Source organism: Caballeronia sp. LZ029, from assembly GCF_031451275.1.
In the GTDB taxonomy this organism is placed as follows: domain Bacteria; phylum Pseudomonadota; class Gammaproteobacteria; order Burkholderiales; family Burkholderiaceae; genus Caballeronia; species Caballeronia jiangsuensis.
In genome coordinates this window covers 1,159,024-1,174,917 of record NZ_JARUXO010000004.1, presented here as the reverse complement: position 1 = coordinate 1,174,917, position 15,894 = coordinate 1,159,024, and the positions used below count along the sequence as shown (strand labels likewise).

General features: G+C 64.8%; 13 protein-coding genes. 6 read left to right on the top strand and 7 right to left on the bottom strand.

The features are described 5' to 3' along the window. Positions 1 to 24 precede the first annotated feature (24 nt). On the top strand, positions 25 to 1,602 hold the full coding sequence (locus tag QCE73_RS31430; protein WP_309884969.1) for an MFS transporter: 1,578 nt from the start codon (positions 25 to 27) through the stop codon (positions 1,600 to 1,602). 64 nt (positions 1,603 to 1,666) lie between these two features. On the opposite strand, the gene QCE73_RS31425 is transcribed toward QCE73_RS31430, so the two are convergent. The 3 genes from QCE73_RS31425 to QCE73_RS31415 form a co-directional block, all read right to left on the bottom strand. Further along, positions 1,667 to 2,593: a sterol desaturase family protein gene (locus tag QCE73_RS31425; protein WP_309884968.1), complete on the bottom strand. Its 927-nt coding sequence runs from the start codon at positions 2,591 to 2,593 to the stop codon at positions 1,667 to 1,669. A gap of 202 nt (positions 2,594 to 2,795) precedes the next feature. Then, positions 2,796 to 3,575 (bottom strand): DUF2145 domain-containing protein, encoded by a 780-nt coding sequence (locus QCE73_RS31420; RefSeq protein ID WP_309884967.1) that lies wholly within the window; start codon positions 3,573 to 3,575, stop codon positions 2,796 to 2,798. A 26-nt stretch (positions 3,576 to 3,601) separates the two neighbouring features. After that, entirely contained in the window at positions 3,602 to 4,150 is a 549-nt protein-coding gene (locus tag QCE73_RS31415; RefSeq protein WP_309884966.1) for a hypothetical protein, read from the bottom strand. 180 nt (positions 4,151 to 4,330) lie between these two features. On the opposite strand from QCE73_RS31415, the gene QCE73_RS31410 reads away from it, so the two are divergent. Next, the gene (locus QCE73_RS31410) at positions 4,331 to 5,554 is read left to right on the top strand and encodes a PepSY-associated TM helix domain-containing protein (RefSeq protein ID WP_309884965.1); all 1,224 of its coding nucleotides are present in this window, start codon (positions 4,331 to 4,333) and stop codon (positions 5,552 to 5,554) included. 253 nt (positions 5,555 to 5,807) lie between these two features. Further along, positions 5,808 to 8,018 carry a TonB-dependent receptor gene (locus tag QCE73_RS31405; protein ID WP_404989831.1) on the top strand — a complete coding sequence of 737 codons (2,211 nt, stop codon included), beginning with the start codon at positions 5,808 to 5,810 and terminating at the stop codon, positions 8,016 to 8,018. A gap of 77 nt (positions 8,019 to 8,095) precedes the next feature. On the opposite strand, the gene QCE73_RS31400 is transcribed toward QCE73_RS31405, so the two are convergent. From QCE73_RS31400 to QCE73_RS31390, 3 genes are all read right to left on the bottom strand, one after another. Continuing rightward, positions 8,096 to 9,397, bottom strand: a complete 1,302-nt coding sequence (locus tag QCE73_RS31400) for an SUMF1/EgtB/PvdO family nonheme iron enzyme (RefSeq protein WP_309884964.1) — start codon at positions 9,395 to 9,397, stop codon at positions 8,096 to 8,098. A gap of 169 nt (positions 9,398 to 9,566) precedes the next feature. Next, positions 9,567 to 10,286 (bottom strand): helix-turn-helix domain-containing protein, encoded by a 720-nt coding sequence (locus QCE73_RS31395; RefSeq protein ID WP_035507286.1) that lies wholly within the window; start codon positions 10,284 to 10,286, stop codon positions 9,567 to 9,569. A 106-nt stretch (positions 10,287 to 10,392) separates the two neighbouring features. Next, positions 10,393 to 10,866, bottom strand: coding sequence for a universal stress protein (locus QCE73_RS31390; protein ID WP_309884963.1), 474 nt, complete (start codon positions 10,864 to 10,866; stop codon positions 10,393 to 10,395). Positions 10,867 to 11,136: 270 nt separating this feature from the next. Between QCE73_RS31390 and QCE73_RS31385 the strand changes: the two genes are divergently transcribed. From QCE73_RS31385 to QCE73_RS31375, 3 genes are all read left to right on the top strand, one after another. After that, complete coding sequence (locus QCE73_RS31385) at positions 11,137 to 12,666, top strand: MFS transporter (protein WP_035507288.1); 1,530 nt, start codon at positions 11,137 to 11,139, stop codon at positions 12,664 to 12,666. A 169-nt stretch (positions 12,667 to 12,835) separates the two neighbouring features. Further along, on the top strand, positions 12,836 to 14,410 hold the full coding sequence (locus QCE73_RS31380; protein WP_309884962.1) for an aldehyde dehydrogenase (NADP(+)): 1,575 nt from the start codon (positions 12,836 to 12,838) through the stop codon (positions 14,408 to 14,410). An 84-nt stretch (positions 14,411 to 14,494) separates the two neighbouring features. Beyond that, entirely contained in the window at positions 14,495 to 15,433 is a 939-nt protein-coding gene (locus QCE73_RS31375; protein WP_309884961.1) for an SMP-30/gluconolactonase/LRE family protein, read from the top strand. On the opposite strand, the gene QCE73_RS31370 is transcribed toward QCE73_RS31375, so the two are convergent. Beyond that, positions 15,430 to 15,855, bottom strand: coding sequence for a GNAT family N-acetyltransferase (locus QCE73_RS31370; protein ID WP_309884960.1), 426 nt, complete (start codon positions 15,853 to 15,855; stop codon positions 15,430 to 15,432). The genes QCE73_RS31375 and QCE73_RS31370 overlap by 4 nt on opposite strands. Positions 15,856 to 15,894: the final 39 nt, after the last annotated feature.

The following is a 15,894-nucleotide window of genomic DNA, read 5'->3' as shown; positions in this document are numbered from 1 at the left end:
CGTCGATGACAGAGGTAAGCGACATTGGCCAGCCGACATTTCGATAGCCAGCAACGCGCGCACGCCGTCGCCGCGCAGGCGAGTCCCTGCGACGAACTCGTCATCCGCGCGCAGCCCGTCGCGCTCGCCGAGCCGTGCCGGCGCAAGCGCCTCGCCCTGGCGGCGACGATCCTCGGATCGAGCATGGCGTTCATCGACGGCTCGGTGGTCAATGTCGCGCTGCCGTCGATCCAGAGCGAACTCGGCGCGAGCATCGCGGCGATGCAATGGGTCGTCGACGCGTATCTGCTGTTTCTCGGCGCGCTCGTGCTGGTCGGCGGTTCGATGGGCGACAAGCTCGGACGGCGCAAGGTGTTCATCGCGGGGATCGCGCTGTTCACAGTGGCGTCGGCGGCGTGCGGCTTCGCGCCGGACACGAGCTGGCTGATCGCGGCGCGCGCGTGGCAGGGCGTCGGCGCGGCGCTGCTCGTGCCGGGCAGCCTCGCGATCATCGGCGCGGTGTTCGAGGGCGAGGAACGCGGACGCGCGATCGGCACGTGGGCGGGTGTCGGCGCGATCACATCGTCGGTCGGGCCGGCGGCGGGCGGCTGGCTCGTCGATGCGTTTTCCTGGCGCGCGATCTTCTTCCTCAATCTGCCGCTCGCCGCCGCGACGATCGCGCTGGCGGTCGCGTCCGTGCCCGACAGCCACAACGCCGACGCGCCGCAGACGCTCGACTGGGCGGGCGCCGCGAGCGCGGCGTCCGGACTCGCGGCGCTGACCTACGGCCTCACCGAAGCGCCGTCGCGCGGTTTCGCCGATCCGCTCGTGCTCGGCATGATCGTCGCGGGCGTGGCGCTGCTCGCCGCATTCGTCGCGATCGAAGCGAAATCCCGCGATCCGATGGTCCCGCTCGATATCTTCCGCTCACGCGATTTCAGCGGCGCGAATCTCGTCACGTTGCTGCTGTACTTCGGCCTTGGCGGCGTGCTGTTCTTTCTGCCGTTCACGTTGATACGCGCGTATGGTTTCAGCGCGACCGAAGCGGGCGCGGCGGTGTTGCCGATGCCGCTCATCATCGGCTTGCTGTCGCGTTTCACGGGCGGTCTGACGAGCCGCTTCGGCGCGCGCGCGTTGCTGATCGTCGGGCCGTGCGTCGCCGGTCTCGGCTTTGCGATGCTCGCGCTGCCGTTCGTCGCGGGCAGCTATTGGGCGGGCTTTCTGCCCGCGCTCGTCGTGCTCGGTCTCGGCATGACGATCACCGTCGCGCCGCTGACGACGACCGTGATGGCGTCGGTGGGAAGCGATCGCGCGGGCATCGCGTCCGGCATCAACAACGCGGTCGCGCGCGTGGCGAGCCTGCTGGCGATCGCGGTGCTGGGCATCGTGTTCGTGTGGTCGCACGACGCGGCGTTGTCGGCGCGGCTCGATCGATTGCACTTGCCGCATCAGAGCATGCGCGTGCTCGATGCCGATGCCACCGCCATCGCGCCATCGACGCCGCTCGCCCGCGCACAAGCCGATTCGATTGCCGATGCCCTGCGCGCCGTCGCCGCGCTGTCCGCCGCGTGTGCGCTTGCGGCGGCGGGCATCGCGGCGGCGACCATCCGTCGCAAGAAATAAAAAAATCCCGATGCCGGCGTGAGCCAGACATCGGGATTCGAAGGTGCGTCTTTCGCTGCGCTTTTTAGTGGCCGACGTGGGCCGGTTGTTGTTGTTCGATCGACTTGGCGCGCTTTTGCAGCGCTTCGGTCGTCTGGCCTTCGCCGTCCGGCAGCCAGCCCGGAGGACGCAGCAGGAAGCCCACCGCATCCGACACGCTCTTCGCGTAGAACATGTCCTTGGCGAGACTGACCCAGTGCTGCATTTCGACGACGATCGGGTTATGCGAGGTCACCGGCGTCGTCAGGCCGTAGACACAGGGCTCATCGGCGCGCTCTTCCACGTAGGTGCCGAACAGGCGATCGAAGATGACCAGCACGCCGCCGAAGTTCGCATCCAGATACGTTGCGTTCGATGCATGGTGCACACGATGCGCCGACGGCGTGTTGAACACATATTCGAGCCAGCCGAGCTTGGGAATCCACGTTGCGTGCAGCCAGAACTGGTAGAGCAGGTTGATCGACACGACTGCGAGCACCACATCCGGCTTCACGCCGAACCACACGAGCGGCGTGAAGAAGATGGCCGATCCTGCGATCTTTGTCAGCCAGCCGAGACGGAACGCGGACGACAGCGTCAACTGGTTCGGCGAGTGATGGACCGCGTGATTCGCCCAGAAGAAGCGGATCGTGTGCGACGCGCGGTGATACCAGTAGTAGCAGAACTCCTGTCCGATGAAGAGCAGGAAGAGCGTGAGCGCGGTGTTCGTCGTGACCGTGTGGATGCGATGCTCCCACGCGAAGTTGAAGACCGGCGTCGCGAGCGAGATCGGCACGAACGCGAGCAGCTTGCGGCCGATGAGATCGACGAGCGAGATCCAGGTCTCGTGCCAGTCGAAGGCACGGTCGGTGCCTTTGTGCTTGAAGTGCAGGACGATGGCTTCGATCAGCGACGCGGTGAGAACGATGCCCATCGCGTACAGCGAGATTTTCCCGAGCAGTTCCAGTTCCATGATGGTTCGCCTTGGTGGGTGGTTGCGAATGAACCCATTGTGGCGATCGGCCCTGTTAAAAACCACGCACAAACTATTTCATGGAATGTCATGGACCGCCCGCAAAGCCTTGTGGCGTAAGGGGCGGGGGGTGTGCGAGTTGTTTCAGGGGATGTCGGCGGGCGGTGGCGGTTTAGTGCCCGACGCCGGTCGCAGAGCGCGGCTACGGCTTGGCGGGAATCTCGAAAATTTCCCAGCCTTCACCGCGCGCCGCCAGGAACCGCCTGATGGAATCGACGGTGACCGTACGAATGTGCCCGGCGTATCGCAGCTCGTTCGGATGATCGTCGAACGCGACGTTGACTTTGAACATCCTGCCGCCAAGCCGCGTGAACGTGCCGAGTTCCATCTCCGAGGGCTGGTAGCCGGCCATCTTGAGCCACGCCTGTGCCTGTTCACGGTTATTGAGCGTCGCATCGCGAGCGCTTGCCGCCGCCAGCGTTTCGAGAACCCATGCATTCGAGTTCTGATAGCGGGTCGAAAATGGGTAGGCGACGAGGCTGTAGTCCGCGTCGTGCACCGATCGCAGCGCCTTCCCGCGCGGCAGGCGGGCCAGCAGCGCCTGCGCCGTGGCGGGCGGAGGCACCATGACGAGCGCGTCGTAGGCGAACAGGTCGTCCAGAAAGAAGTTTCCGACACCCTCGTACCAGAGGTCCGACTTGCTGGTGCCACACGTGTTCAGCAGATGCACGATGCGCCATGGCGTCGCCGGGCCTTCGCGATAAACGAACGCTGCATGGCTGTACTTCAGCCCGTACTTGCTCAGATCCTGGCCGATGCGGCCGAGCACGGCGACCTGGATGCCGCGTCGGTCCAGTTCGGCCGTGACGCGCTGCGCGGCGGACATCGCGTTTTGCAGCGTTGCTGGTGTGAGCGTCGATTCTTCGCAACGCTGTCCAGCTTGAACGTACGGCGCGGCAAACAGGGTGAGCGCCGCCAGCATCCAGCCGACCCAAGCCTGACGCCGCCTCATTGCGCGGCTTGCGCTTGCGGCGCGGGACTTTCGCCCGGCACGCGCGAGTGGTGGAGCAAGGCTTCGCCGGCGGCGTTCGGAATAAACGCCAGTACCTTGCCGGATGCAACCAGCGCGGTGCCGGTGGACTGAGCGACGACGTTCACCGTCTGTCCGACCGACAGTCCGGCTTTTTCCAGCGCCGCCCGCGACATTCTCAGCGAAGCTTTGCCGGTCGTCGTCGACGCATCCAGAAGCACGTCCACCGCGTCTTTGCCCGCTTCGACGATAGCGGTGACGACCAAGAGGCTGCCCATGCCCACGAGCGCAAGACCGACGGAATGACGGTCCTGCCCCGTACTGGCCGCAACGCTGGCTACCGGCGCCGCAACTATGGATACGGCGCCTACCGAAAGCGCCTCGGACGTCGCCTCGAGGGATTGTGCGAGGCAAAGCCCTGGCGACAGGGTAATCATCAATGCCAGAAAAACGGATTTAAGCGACATCAGAGGAATGATTCCGAGATAAGGGGCCGTCATTCTTTGAAAGTTGACGGGGTCGATCAATCGGAATCGGCTGATAACGCCTTGGATCGTTGGTTCTGCGCCGTGAAGCTTCGGTAAGCAGCTTACGAGAACCTTGTGCACCCAATCGAGCATCGATATAATTGCGAACAATTCCTATTTACATCGCATCTAAAAGATGATTGCCGTCGCGCACGACCGCCGCTCCGGGTACTCGCGGGCATGAGACCGATTCTGGTTCGCCTGCATCGCTGGCTCGGCGTCGCGACCGCGCTCTTTCTGTTCGTCTCGGGTCTCACCGGCGCGATCATCGCGTGGGATCACGAAATCGATGCGCTCCTCAATCCGGCTTTCTTCCACGCCCGCACCGATGGTCCCGCGCTGCCGCCGCTCGAACTCGCGCGACGCGTCGAGGCCGCCGATCCGCGCGTCGAAGTGACGTACATGCCGCTCGGCTTCGAGCCGGGACACACCGCGCAGATGATGGTGATGCCGCGCACGAACCCGGCGACCAACGCGCTCTACGACGTGGCGTACAACCAGATCGCGGTCGATCCCGCGACCGGCCGGGTGCAGGCGCAGCGCATGTGGGGCGCGGTGTCGCTCGCGCGCATCGACCTGATGCCGTTCCTCTACAAGTTGCACTACACGCTGCATCTGCCGATCGTCGGCGGCTTCGATATCGGCACATGGCTGATCGGCATCGTCGGGATCCTGTGGTTCTTCGACAGCGGCATCGCGCTGATCCTGTCGTTCCCAAGCGTGAAGGCATGGCGCAAGTCCTTCGCGTTTCGCGTGAAGCGCGGCGGCTACGCGCTCACGTTCGATCTGCATCGCTCCGGCGGCGTGTGGATCTGGGGCTTGCTGCTCGTGATGGCGCTCACATCGATTTCGATGAATCTCGCCGAGCCCGTGATGCGCCCGGTCGTTTCGATATTCTCGAAGCTCTCGCCATCGTTCCTCGATAACGCGGACCTCGTGCGCGCCGGGCCGCCGGGCAAGGCGCCAGCCGCGCGCGAACAGATTCTGGCGATGGCCGCGCGCGACGCGAAGCGCGAAAACCTGACCGAGCCGATGGGCGCGCTCTACTACGCGCCGATGTTCAAGGCCTACGGCGTCGGCTTCTTCGCGCCCGGCCGCGATCACGGCGATGTGGGTCTCGGCAACGCCTGGCTCTACTACAACGCCCAGACGGGCGCGCTCGCGGGCTCGTCGATTCCTGGCCGCGGCTCAGCCGGCGACATCTTCATGCAGGCTCAGTTTCCGTTGCACTCCGGGCGGATCGCCGGGCTTGGCGGGCGCGTTCTCGTGAGCGCGGTGGGCGTCGCGGTCGCGATGCTCAGCGCGACGGGCCTCATCATCTGGTTCAGGAAGCGTTCCGCGCGTCGTCATTCCGCGGCCGTCGCGAGTGCGCGTGCGGCGCGCGGAAGCTCGTTATCGTCCTGACGATACCATCGGCATCCAGGTCGTTCGCTGGAATAAAACTCGACAAAAATCATTGCAATGGGCCGTATGTTGCGTTCACGCAAATCCGACGCTTATTGAATGATAACGACTCTTATTTACACTATAATCCGCACATAAATCGTCTCGCCCGTCACGCGTTCTCTCGCGACCGGTCTTCGACTCAGAACAATGCCGCCCGGATTCCCATCGCGCCCCGGGACGGAAGACCGACCAACTCGTCGTTTCCGAATCCATGTCCGTTTCTCGTATTCAAATCTCGCGGCCCGCGCCTGCGAAGACTCTGACGCATCGCGCTGCCATCGTCGCGGCCGTCGCGATGGTCTTTTCCCTGTCGGCTCACGCGCAATCGGCCGATACCGGCAACGACAACGCCGCTGCCGCGCCGCAGGACAGCGCGCTGCCGGCCGTCAAGGTGCAGGCGTCGAAAGAGCCATTGCCGGGCGATCTCGCGCCGACCTTCGCGGGCGGCCAGGTCGCGCGCGGCGCCGATTTCGGCGTGCTCGGCCAGCAGAAGATGCTCGACGTGCCGTTCAGCATGACGACCTACACGTCGAAGCTGATCGAAGACCAGCAGGCGCGCACCATCGCCGACGTGCTCGCGAACGATCCATCCGTTCGGACTGCGTACGCTTTCGGCAACTTCGCGGAGACCTACATCATCCGCGGCTTCCAGTTGCAGGGCGACGACGTTTCGCTGAACGGACTTTATGGCATCACGCCGCGCCAGCTCGTCGCAACCGATGCGATCGAGCGCGTCGATCTGTTCAAGGGCGCGAATGCGTTTCTGAACGGCGCGTCGCCGAACGGCTCGGCGGTGGGCGGCGGCCTGAACCTGCAACTGAAACGCGCGGACGACAAGCCGCTCACGCGCGTGACGCTGGAAGGCACGGCATCGGGCGAGATCGGCGCGCATATCGATATCGGCCGGCGTTTCGGTAGCGAAGGGCAGTTCGGCATCCGCGTGAATCAGGCGAATCACGACGGCGAAACGAGCGTCGATGGCGAACACCGCCGCGACAACACGACGGCCGTCTCGCTCGACTGGCGCGGCGACAAGCTGCGTCTCTACGGCGATTTCCTCTATCAGCGTCAGCGCATCAACGGCGGCCGCCCGACCGTCAACGACTTCGCGAGCTTCATTCCGGAACCGCCGTCGGCGACCTATAACTACGCGCAGACCTGGAGCTTCAGTTCGATCGAGGACACCGTCGGCATCCTGCGCGCCGAGTACGATTTTCTGCCGGGCTGGACGGCCTACATCACCGGCGGCGCGCGCCACACCGACGAGCACGGCGAATATTCGTCGCCGAGCATTCAGGCGAACGGCACGACCACCGCGACGCGCCTCGGCGTGCCGCACAAGGAAGACGGCACCTCCGCCGAAGCGGGCGTGCGCGGCCACTTCAACACCGGGCCGGTGTCGCATTTCGTGACGGCGGGCGCGTCGATCGTGCGCGTCGATTCGAAGTCGGCGTTCACGTTCAGCAGCTCGTTCCCGACGAGCATCTACGACACGCCGCAAGTGCCTTTCCCGGCGACGGTCCTGACGGGCGGCAACTTGTCCGATCCGCAGACGGTGACGCTCAACCTGATGCGCAGCGTGTCGATCTCGGACACGCTCGGCTTCCTGAACGATCGCGTGCTGTTCACGATCGGCGCGCGTCATCAGGAACTGCTGACGAACGGCTACAGCTACGCCGGCGTGCAGACGCAGGCGTACAACGATTCGATCACGACGCCGGTCTTCGGTCTCGTCGTCAAGCCGATGCAGGACGTCGCGCTCTTCGCGAATCACAGCGAGGCGCTGACCATCGGCGATTCGGCGCCCAACACGGCGGCGAACTTCGGCCAGCAGCTTCCGCCGGCGAAGTCGAAGCAATGGGAAGTCGGCGCGAAGTACGACAACGGCCAGTACGGCGCGTCGTTCGCGGCGTTCCAGATCGAGAAGCCGCTGACCTTCGTGAACAGCTCGAACATTTTCGTCGCGGACGGCACGCAGCGGCATCGTGGCCTGGAAGCGTCGATCTACGGCGAGCCGGTGCACGGCGTGCGCCTGATCGCGGGCGCGACCTATATTCACGCGACGCAGTACGACACAGGCACGGGCTCGACCGATGGCAACAAGCCGATCGGCGTGCCGACGATGATGTTCAACGTCAACGCCGAATACGACGTGCCGGTGCTGAACGGCCTCACGCTGACCGCGCGCTGGATCCATACGGGCTCGCAGTATCTGAACGTGACGAACACGCTGTCGATTCCCGCATGGGACCGCTTCGATCTCGGCGCGCGCTACGCGACCGTGCTGTTCGGCAAGCCGACGACGTTCCGCGCGAGCGTGCTGAACGTGGCGAACAAGTCGTACTGGGCATCGACGATCGGCGGTTATCTGACGCAGGGCGCGCCGCGCACGGTGCTGCTCTCGATGACGACGGACTTCTGACCGTTTTCGTCAACGCGATAAAAAACGCCGCGCGTTCGCGAGAACGCGCGGCGTTTGTTTTTGGGGCGATCGGCCGCTCAGTTCTTCACGCAGCGGAAGCCGGCATAAACGTACTGATAATGCGCCTGAAACCAGTTGCGGAAACTCGGCCGCAACATGCACGCGGCGGTGCGCGGCGAGCCGCCTTTGATCACGAAGTGCTTGCCGTCGAAGAAATTCGCCGAGTAGCCGAGATAGAACGGAAACGGCTCGAAGCCTTGCAGCGGCCCGAACTCGGTCGAGGTCCATTCCCATCCGTTGCCGAATTGCCCTTCGACGCCGAACTCGCTTCGATTCTCCGGATGCGCCTGCACCGGCGACGGGTCCCATCGGCGGAAATCGAAATTGCCCTTGACGACGGGAGGCGTGCCGAGCGCCGCGCGCTGCCACTGCGCTTCTGTCGGCAATGATTTGCCGGACCAGCGCGCATACGCCTTCGCTTCGGCGTGGCTCACGTACACCGGCCAGTCGGGCGGCAACGCGATTTCATCGAACATCGTGCGCAGCTTCCATGCGTCCTGCGCGTCGTCGGTATCGGCGGGAATCCAGAAGGCCGGATGCGCAATGCGCTGCTCTTCCTTCCACGCCCAGTCGGCGGCATCCCAGTAATCGCGATTCCAGTAGCCGCCCGCATCGATGAAACGCAGATAGTCGCCGTTGGTCACCATATGGCGGTCGATCTCGAACGCGGGCACGTCGATGCGTTCTTCGCCGAACTCATTGTCCCAGCCGAACCGGCCGCTTTCGCGCGTCAGGCCGAGCGTCACGCTGCCGGCCGGCACGCTCACGGTTTCGTGCGTCAGTTCGAGATCGGAGGTCCGCTCCGAGCGTGCGTTGGATGGTGCAATTTTTCTATCGACCGGCAATTGATGCAGCATGTACGCGAGCGTTTCGGCATGCATCAGCCGATGTTCGATCGCGACTTCGAGCAACTGCGTGGGCGATTCGCCGGCGGAAATCGGCTCGGCTGCGATCTTGATCGGGTCGAAATGCGCGTCGATCTCGCCGCGGACCGTGTCGCGGTACTCGCGCACTTGGTCGAGCGTCGGCCAGTCGGACGGCTGATCGGTCGGCAATCCGCCGTCCACCGGATCGATGCCGAACGCGAAAAGCTGGTCGTAGGCGGGATTCGGGCTCGGCAGATCGAAGAGCCGCTGATCGAGCAGATTGCGGTCGAAGGCTTCGAGATGCCCGATATAGAAAACGATGCGATGGCGCTCGGCGATCGGCCTGTCGTAGAGATGCTCCGGCCTGACGACGTCGAAGAGTTCGTCGGTCACGCGGCGCGCCTCGGCGAGGCGCTCGAGCAGCGGATGACGCAGGGAAGGTTCGCGGTTCATGTCGCCCAATCTCCGTGGCTGGCCAGTTGGCTTCGCATTCGACCGAAAAAGGCGCCGGAGCGCCCGCATCTGGCCGAACAAAAGAGACTAAACCGTAGCGAACCGCGTGCCAACCGAAATATGAATGGCGATTATTTCCGCCCGCGCAATAATGCCGGGCGATGTTCTGTCAGACGGCGCGCAGGGCGTCGAAGTCGCGGATGCGGATGAACTTGCCCTGCGTCTCGATGAAGCCCGCCTTGTCGAAGCGCGACAGCGTGCGGCTGACCGTTTCGAGCGTCATGCCGAGATAGCTGCCCATGTCGTCGCGCGTCATGCGCAGCGTGAATTCCGACGACGCATATCCGCGTTTCGACAACCGCGACGACAGGTCGAGCAAGAGCCGCGCGACACGCTCGTCCGCCCGCAACATGCCGAGCCGCACGACGTGATTCGCCTCGCGGTTCACCGCGTGGCTCATCATGCGATGCAGGCGCCGTTGCAGCGCGTCGGTTTCGCGGCACATGCGCTCGAAGAGCGAATAGGGCACGACGCAGACCGAACTGTCCTCCAGCGCGATCGCGGCGCACGTATGCTCGCCTTCCTCGATGCCTTCGAAGCCGAGCGCATCGCCCGCGAGCAGCAGTCCCGTGACCTGTTCGCGGCCGCCGTCGTGCGTGATGACTGTCTTGATCGACCCGGAACGCACGGCGAACAGGGAATCGAAGCGGTCGCCGGCGCGAAAGAGCGCGTCGCCGCGCCTGACCTTGCGCGTCACGGAGATGATGTTCTCCAGCTTGGCGATGTCGTTGGCGCCCAGGCCTTCGGGCATGCAGAGATGCCGCATCGCACAGGTCGAGCATTGCGCCGAATTGCGCCGCGCGCGGGAAGTGTCGGACAAGGCGGTCATTTGGGCTTCGTTTTGTTGATGAATGACAAAACGATTGTCCCATAGGCCTCCAACCCGGCTACGTGAAAAATTGACGCGGCCGGGATATCGATCAAACTTTTTTACCTTATGCGGTTGCTTTTTCGGGTAGCTCGCTCGCCGCCGACGGAATCAGCAAGACCGGCAATGTGGCCTGACGAAGACATCGCTCCGCGACGCTGCCGAGAATCAGGCGCTGAAAGCCTTTGCGGCCATGCGTGCCCATGATGAGCAGATCGGCGTTGAAGGCGTTTGCCGCGTGGATGATGAGCGTCGCGACATCGTCGCTTGCGGTCGCCTCGACCGTCACGACTTCGCCGGTCACGCCGCGCGCCTTCATCTGATCGGCGGCGTCGCGCGCGAGCGACGCGCCTTGCTCCATCAGACTCGTATGCAGCGAGGACGGATCGTAGCCGGGCACGTCGAAATACATCGGTCCGGCTTCGACGACGTAATACGGCTGCACGACCGCCTGATGCGTGACGGCGAGATCGAGCGCGGCCGTGAAGGCGCGCTCGGAAGTCCGGCTGCCGTCGATGGCGACGAAAATGCGTTTGAACATGACGGTTTTCCCCATGGAACGATCGGTTGGCGCACGGCACGCGCTGACTTTCATGCCTTTGCATCATAGAGCGCGGGCTTCGAACCGCCGCGCCGCTTTTTTGCGATAAGTCGATATCGCGCAAGGCAGGCCGTACAATTCGTGATTCTTCGACATCAGCGCCTGCTTAAAAATCCGCGGGCGCGATCTCTTTTCAGCACTTCGCAAGCCGCCCGCCCGACCGTGACTCAAACGCCATCCGCATTACCGTTCAGAACCGCGCTCTACGCGATGCTTGGCATCGGCCTCGTCAACATGCTCGTCGCACTCGATCAGACGGTGGTCAGCACGGCGCTGCCGTCGATCGTCGCGGAACTGCACGGCTTCGAGTTCTACGCGTGGATTGCTAGCGCCTATCTGCTCGCGTCGGTCGTCACGGTGCCGGTGTTCGGGCGGCTCGGCGATTACTTCGGGCGCAAGCGCTTCGTGCTCGCGGCGGTGATCACGTTCACGATTGCGTCGGTGCTGTGCGGGCTCGCGCCCAGCATGCTGTTCCTCGTGCTCGCGCGCGGGCTGCAAGGCATCGGCGGCGGGATGATGGTCGGCACCGCGTTCGCGTCGATTCCCGATCTGTTCCCCGATCCGCGCACCCGCGTGCGCTGGCAGGTGGTGCTCGCGGCGGCCTATGGCATCGGCACGGCGGCGGGTCCGTCGCTCGGCGGCTGGATGAGCCAGCACTGGGGCTGGCGCTCGACCTTTCTCGTGAATCTGCCGGTCGGCGCGGCGGCGCTGTACTTCATCTGGGCGCATCTGCCGAATCTGCACCGGCCGCGCGCCGGCGACGTGAAGATCGACTGGACGGGCGCGGCGCTCGTCGCGCTGGTGCTCGGCGGCTTCCAGGCGCTGATCGAGGCGTTGCCGAAGGATGGCCTCACGACGGCCAATATCGCGCTCGGCGCCGGCGTGGCGGTGTGCGCCGTGGCGCTCCTGATCTGCGAGCGGCGCGCGACGCACCCGATCATCCCGCTCGACATCTTCCGCGACGCGCAACTCAACACGCTGTTCACGCTGTCATTCCTGGCGGGCTTCGTGATGTTCTCGCTGATCTTCTTCGCGCCGCTCCTGCTGCAAGGCGGCTTCGGCCTTTCGCCGCAGGTCGCGGGTCTGCTCGCGACGCCGATCGCCGCGTGCATCGCGCTCGGCAGCTTCATCAATACGCGCATCGTCATTCATATGCGCAAGCCGGTGAATATTCTGTCGATCGGTTTCACGCTGCTGCTGTTCGCGTCGGTCGCGCTGGCGTTTGCGCGCGAATCGACGCCGCATCTGTGGATCGAGCTGCCGATGGCCGCGACCGGCATCGGCCTCGGATTCATCCTGAACAACATGAACATCTTCGGGCAGGAGATCGCGGGCCGCGAGCGCTTCGGCATCACGACGGCGCTGCTGCAATCGACGCGCATGGTCGGCGGGATGATGGGCACGAGCATCGTCGGGACGATCGTCGCGCATCACTACGCGAGCGTCGTGGAGCGCACGGTCAGCGTGCTGGGCGCGTCGGCGTCGGAGCAATGGCTGCCGCGCCTCGCCGACCCGCGCATTCTCGTCGACGAAGCGTTGCGCGAGCGCATCCTCGCCGGACTGAGCGCCGCCGGCCTCGATGCGCCCGCGCTCCTCGACGCCGCCCGCGACGCGCTCGTGCAGTCGATTCACATCGGCGTGATGCTGACGGCCGTCGCGGCGCTCGTGGCCGCGCTTCTGGTGCGGCGCATCGCGCACATCACGTTCAAAAAGCACGCAACGCCGGTGCCGAAGTCCTGAAGCGCAATCTTTGATATGTGGTTGGTCGCGCCTATAGTTTCTGCGTCGCCGGACGGACCGGTTTTCAATGCCTCGCGCGGAACGCTTGCGCGGGCCGCGGGTCACTCGCTTTAGCGGGCGGCCGCGCGACGCGTCTGCCGCCCACCGCCAACAGAGATGAGGAGCTGACATGAAGATCACCGGAGAGATGCTGATCGGCGCATCGGCCGTGCGGGGCACCGACGCCACGCTCCGCGCGTTCGACCCCGCGCGCAATGCCGATCTCGAGCCCGCGTTCGGCGGCGGCGGCGCGGCGGAAGTCGCGCGCGCGTGCGAGCTTGCCGAAGCCGCTTTCGACGACTATCGCCACGCGCCGCTCGAAACGCGCGCGCAGTTTCTCGAAGCGATCGCGGACAACATCATCGCGCTCGGCGACACGCTGATCGAGCGCGCGATGGCCGAATCCGCGCTGCCGAAGGCGCGGCTCGAAGGCGAGCGCGCCCGCACGGTCGGGCAATTGCGCCTGTTCGCGTCGCTCGTGCGCGAGGGCCGATGGCTCGCGGCCACGCTCGATTCCGCGCAGCCGGACAGAAAGCCGCTGCCGCGTTCCGATCTGCGTTTGCAAAAGATTCCGGTCGGGCCGGTCGCGGTGTTCGGCGCGAGCAACTTTCCGCTGGCGTTTTCGGTGGCGGGCGGCGATGCCGCGTCGGCCTTCGCGGCGGGCTGTCCCGTCGTCGTGAAATCGCATCCGGCGCATCTGGGCACCTCCGAGCTCGTCGGACGCGCGGTGCAGAAGGCGGTCGCGGACAGCGGCTTGCCCGAGGGCACGTTTTCGCTCGTCGTCGGCGCGGGCAATGCGATCGGCGAGGCGCTCGTCGCGCATCCGGCGATCCAGGCGGTCGGCTTCACCGGCTCGCGGCGCGGCGGGCTGGCGCTCGTCGATATCGCGGCGAAGCGGCCCGTGCCGATTCCGGTTTTCGCCGAGATGAGCAGCATCAATCCGGTGTTCGCGCTGCCGGGCGCGCTGGCGGCGCGCGGCGACACGCTGGCGGCGGCGTATATCGATTCGGTCACGCTGGGCGTCGGCCAGTTCTGCACGAATCCGGGCCTCGTGATCGGCCTCGCGGATTCGGATCTCGATGACTTCATCGACAACGCCGCGGCGGCGCTCGAAAAGAAGGGCACGCAGACGATGCTGACGGCGGGCATCGCGGCGGCGTATCAGGACGGCGTCAAGCATCGCGATGCGGCCGCGAAGCGCATCGCGACGGGCGAGAAGAGCGAGGCGTCGAGCGGCGCGCTGCCGGCGCTGTATCGCGTGAGCGCGGAGGAATTTCTCGCGAAGCCGCAACTGGCGGAAGAGATTTTCGGGCCGGCTTCGGTGATCGTCGTGTGCGGCGACGAGGACGAGATGATTCTCGTCGCGCGCAGTCTGGAAGGCCAGTTGACCGCGACGCTCCTGATGGAGAAGGACGACGTCGAACTCGCGCGGCGGCTCTTGCCGGTGCTCGAACGCAAGGCCGGGCGGATTCTCGCGAACGGCTTTCCGACGGGCGTCGAGGTTGCTTACGCGATGGTGCACGGCGGGCCTTATCCGGCGACCTCCGACAGCCGCTCGACGTCGGTCGGCGCGATGGCGATCGAACGTTTCCTGCGGCCGGTGTGTTATCAGGATCTGCCGGCGGCGCTCTTGCCGCAGGCGCTCGCGGACGACAATCCGCTGTTGCTCTGGCGATTGCGGGATGGGCAACTTGGGCCGAATTGAGGCTGCGGGTTATCTCTGTGGCGAATAAAAGCGTTTTATTCGTTACAGAGATATCTTGACCAATAACCCTGGAGACAGAAAAGCATGACGAACACCGAGCGCCGTTACCCCGACCCCGCCGTGCGTGTGCTGGACCCGCGTTTCAACGCATTGCGCATCGCATCGGCGTCGGTGGAATGTCTCTACCAAGGCGCGCGCTGGTCCGAAGGGCCGGTCTGGTTCGGCGACGGCCGCTATCTGCTCTGGAGCGATATCCCGAACAACCGCATCCTGCGATGGGACGAGGAGAGCGGTCAGGTCGGCGTGTTTCGCAAGCCGTCGAACAACGCGAACGGCAACACGCGCGACCGCGAAGGGCGGCTCGTCACCTGCGAGCATCTGGCGCGGCGCGTGACGCGCACCGAATACGACGGCTCCATCACCGTGATCGCGGACAGCTATGACGGCAAGCCATTCAATTCGCCGAACGATGTCGTCGTGAAGTCGGACGGCTCGATCTGGTTCACCGATCCGACCTTCGGCATCGACGGCTTCTACGAAGGCGAGAAGAACGAAGCGCAACTCAAGCCGTGCGTGTATCGCGTCGATGGCCAGAGCGGCGAAATCACGATGATGATCGACGCTTTCATCGGCCCGAACGGCCTCGCGTTCTCGCCGGATGAATCGGTGCTGTACGTGGTCGAATCGCGTGCGATACCGCGCAAGATCTACGCGTTCGACGTGCTCGACGGCGGCCGCAGACTCGGCGAGCCGCGTGCTCTGATCGACGCGGGAGCGGGCACGCCCGATGGCTTTCGCGTCGACGTTCACGGCAACCTGTGGTGCGGCTGGGGCATGGGCGACCCCGAACTCGACGGCGTGCGCGTGTTCACCGCGCAAGGCGAGGCGATCGGTCATATCGATTTGCCGGAGCGCTGCGCGAACGTGTGCTTCGGCGGGCGGCATCGGAATCGCCTGTTCATGGCTGCGAGCCACGGGCTTTATTCGCTCTACGTCAACACGCAGGGCGTGAAGGGCGGCTAGGCCTTCGCGATCTTTTCCATGATGCGCTCGGGATGCCTGCTCGCGGCGAAACCGTGCCGCGCGTAGAGTCCGTGCGCATCGGATGTGACGAGCATCATGCGGCGCAACCCTTGCAGGTCGGGATGCGCCATCACGCATTGCATCATCCATTTGCCGAGGCCCGCGCCCTGATGTTCGGGCAGCACGAAGACATCGGCGAGATAGGCGAAGGTCGCGGTGTCGGTGATCATGCGCGCATAGCCGATCTGCGCGCTGCCGCGAAAGAGACCGAACGCGAGCGAATGGCGCGCGGCGCGCTCGACCTTCTCGCGCGCAATGCCCGGCGACCAATACGCCACTTCGCTCAGATAGCGGTGCACGACATCGAAATCGAATTCATCGATGTCCGTGCTGAGCCGATACTCGTCCCGGGTCCACTGCATCGCATCGCTCCGTGGTCGTCATGAAGCGCCGAGCATAAG

Coding starts and splice junctions, on each gene's coding strand:
- QCE73_RS31425 (WP_309884968.1), bottom strand. CDS start 2,593: ATGGAACTGGAACTGCTCGGGAAAATCTCGCTGTACGCGATGGGCATC.
- QCE73_RS31420 (WP_309884967.1), bottom strand. CDS start 3,575: ATGCTGGCGGCGCTCACCCTGTTTGCCGCGCCGTACGTTCAAGCTGGA.
- QCE73_RS31410 (WP_309884965.1), top strand. CDS start 4,331: ATGAGACCGATTCTGGTTCGCCTGCATCGCTGGCTCGGCGTCGCGACC.
- QCE73_RS31405 (WP_404989831.1), top strand. CDS start 5,808: ATGTCCGTTTCTCGTATTCAAATCTCGCGGCCCGCGCCTGCGAAGACT.
- QCE73_RS31400 (WP_309884964.1), bottom strand. CDS start 9,397: ATGAACCGCGAACCTTCCCTGCGTCATCCGCTGCTCGAGCGCCTCGCC.
- QCE73_RS31395 (WP_035507286.1), bottom strand. CDS start 10,286: ATGACCGCCTTGTCCGACACTTCCCGCGCGCGGCGCAATTCGGCGCAA.
- QCE73_RS31390 (WP_309884963.1), bottom strand. CDS start 10,866: ATGTTCAAACGCATTTTCGTCGCCATCGACGGCAGCCGGACTTCCGAG.
- QCE73_RS31385 (WP_035507288.1), top strand. CDS start 11,137: ATGCTTGGCATCGGCCTCGTCAACATGCTCGTCGCACTCGATCAGACG.
- QCE73_RS31380 (WP_309884962.1), top strand. CDS start 12,836: ATGAAGATCACCGGAGAGATGCTGATCGGCGCATCGGCCGTGCGGGGC.
- QCE73_RS31375 (WP_309884961.1), top strand. CDS start 14,495: ATGACGAACACCGAGCGCCGTTACCCCGACCCCGCCGTGCGTGTGCTG.
- QCE73_RS31370 (WP_309884960.1), bottom strand. CDS start 15,855: ATGCAGTGGACCCGGGACGAGTATCGGCTCAGCACGGACATCGATGAA.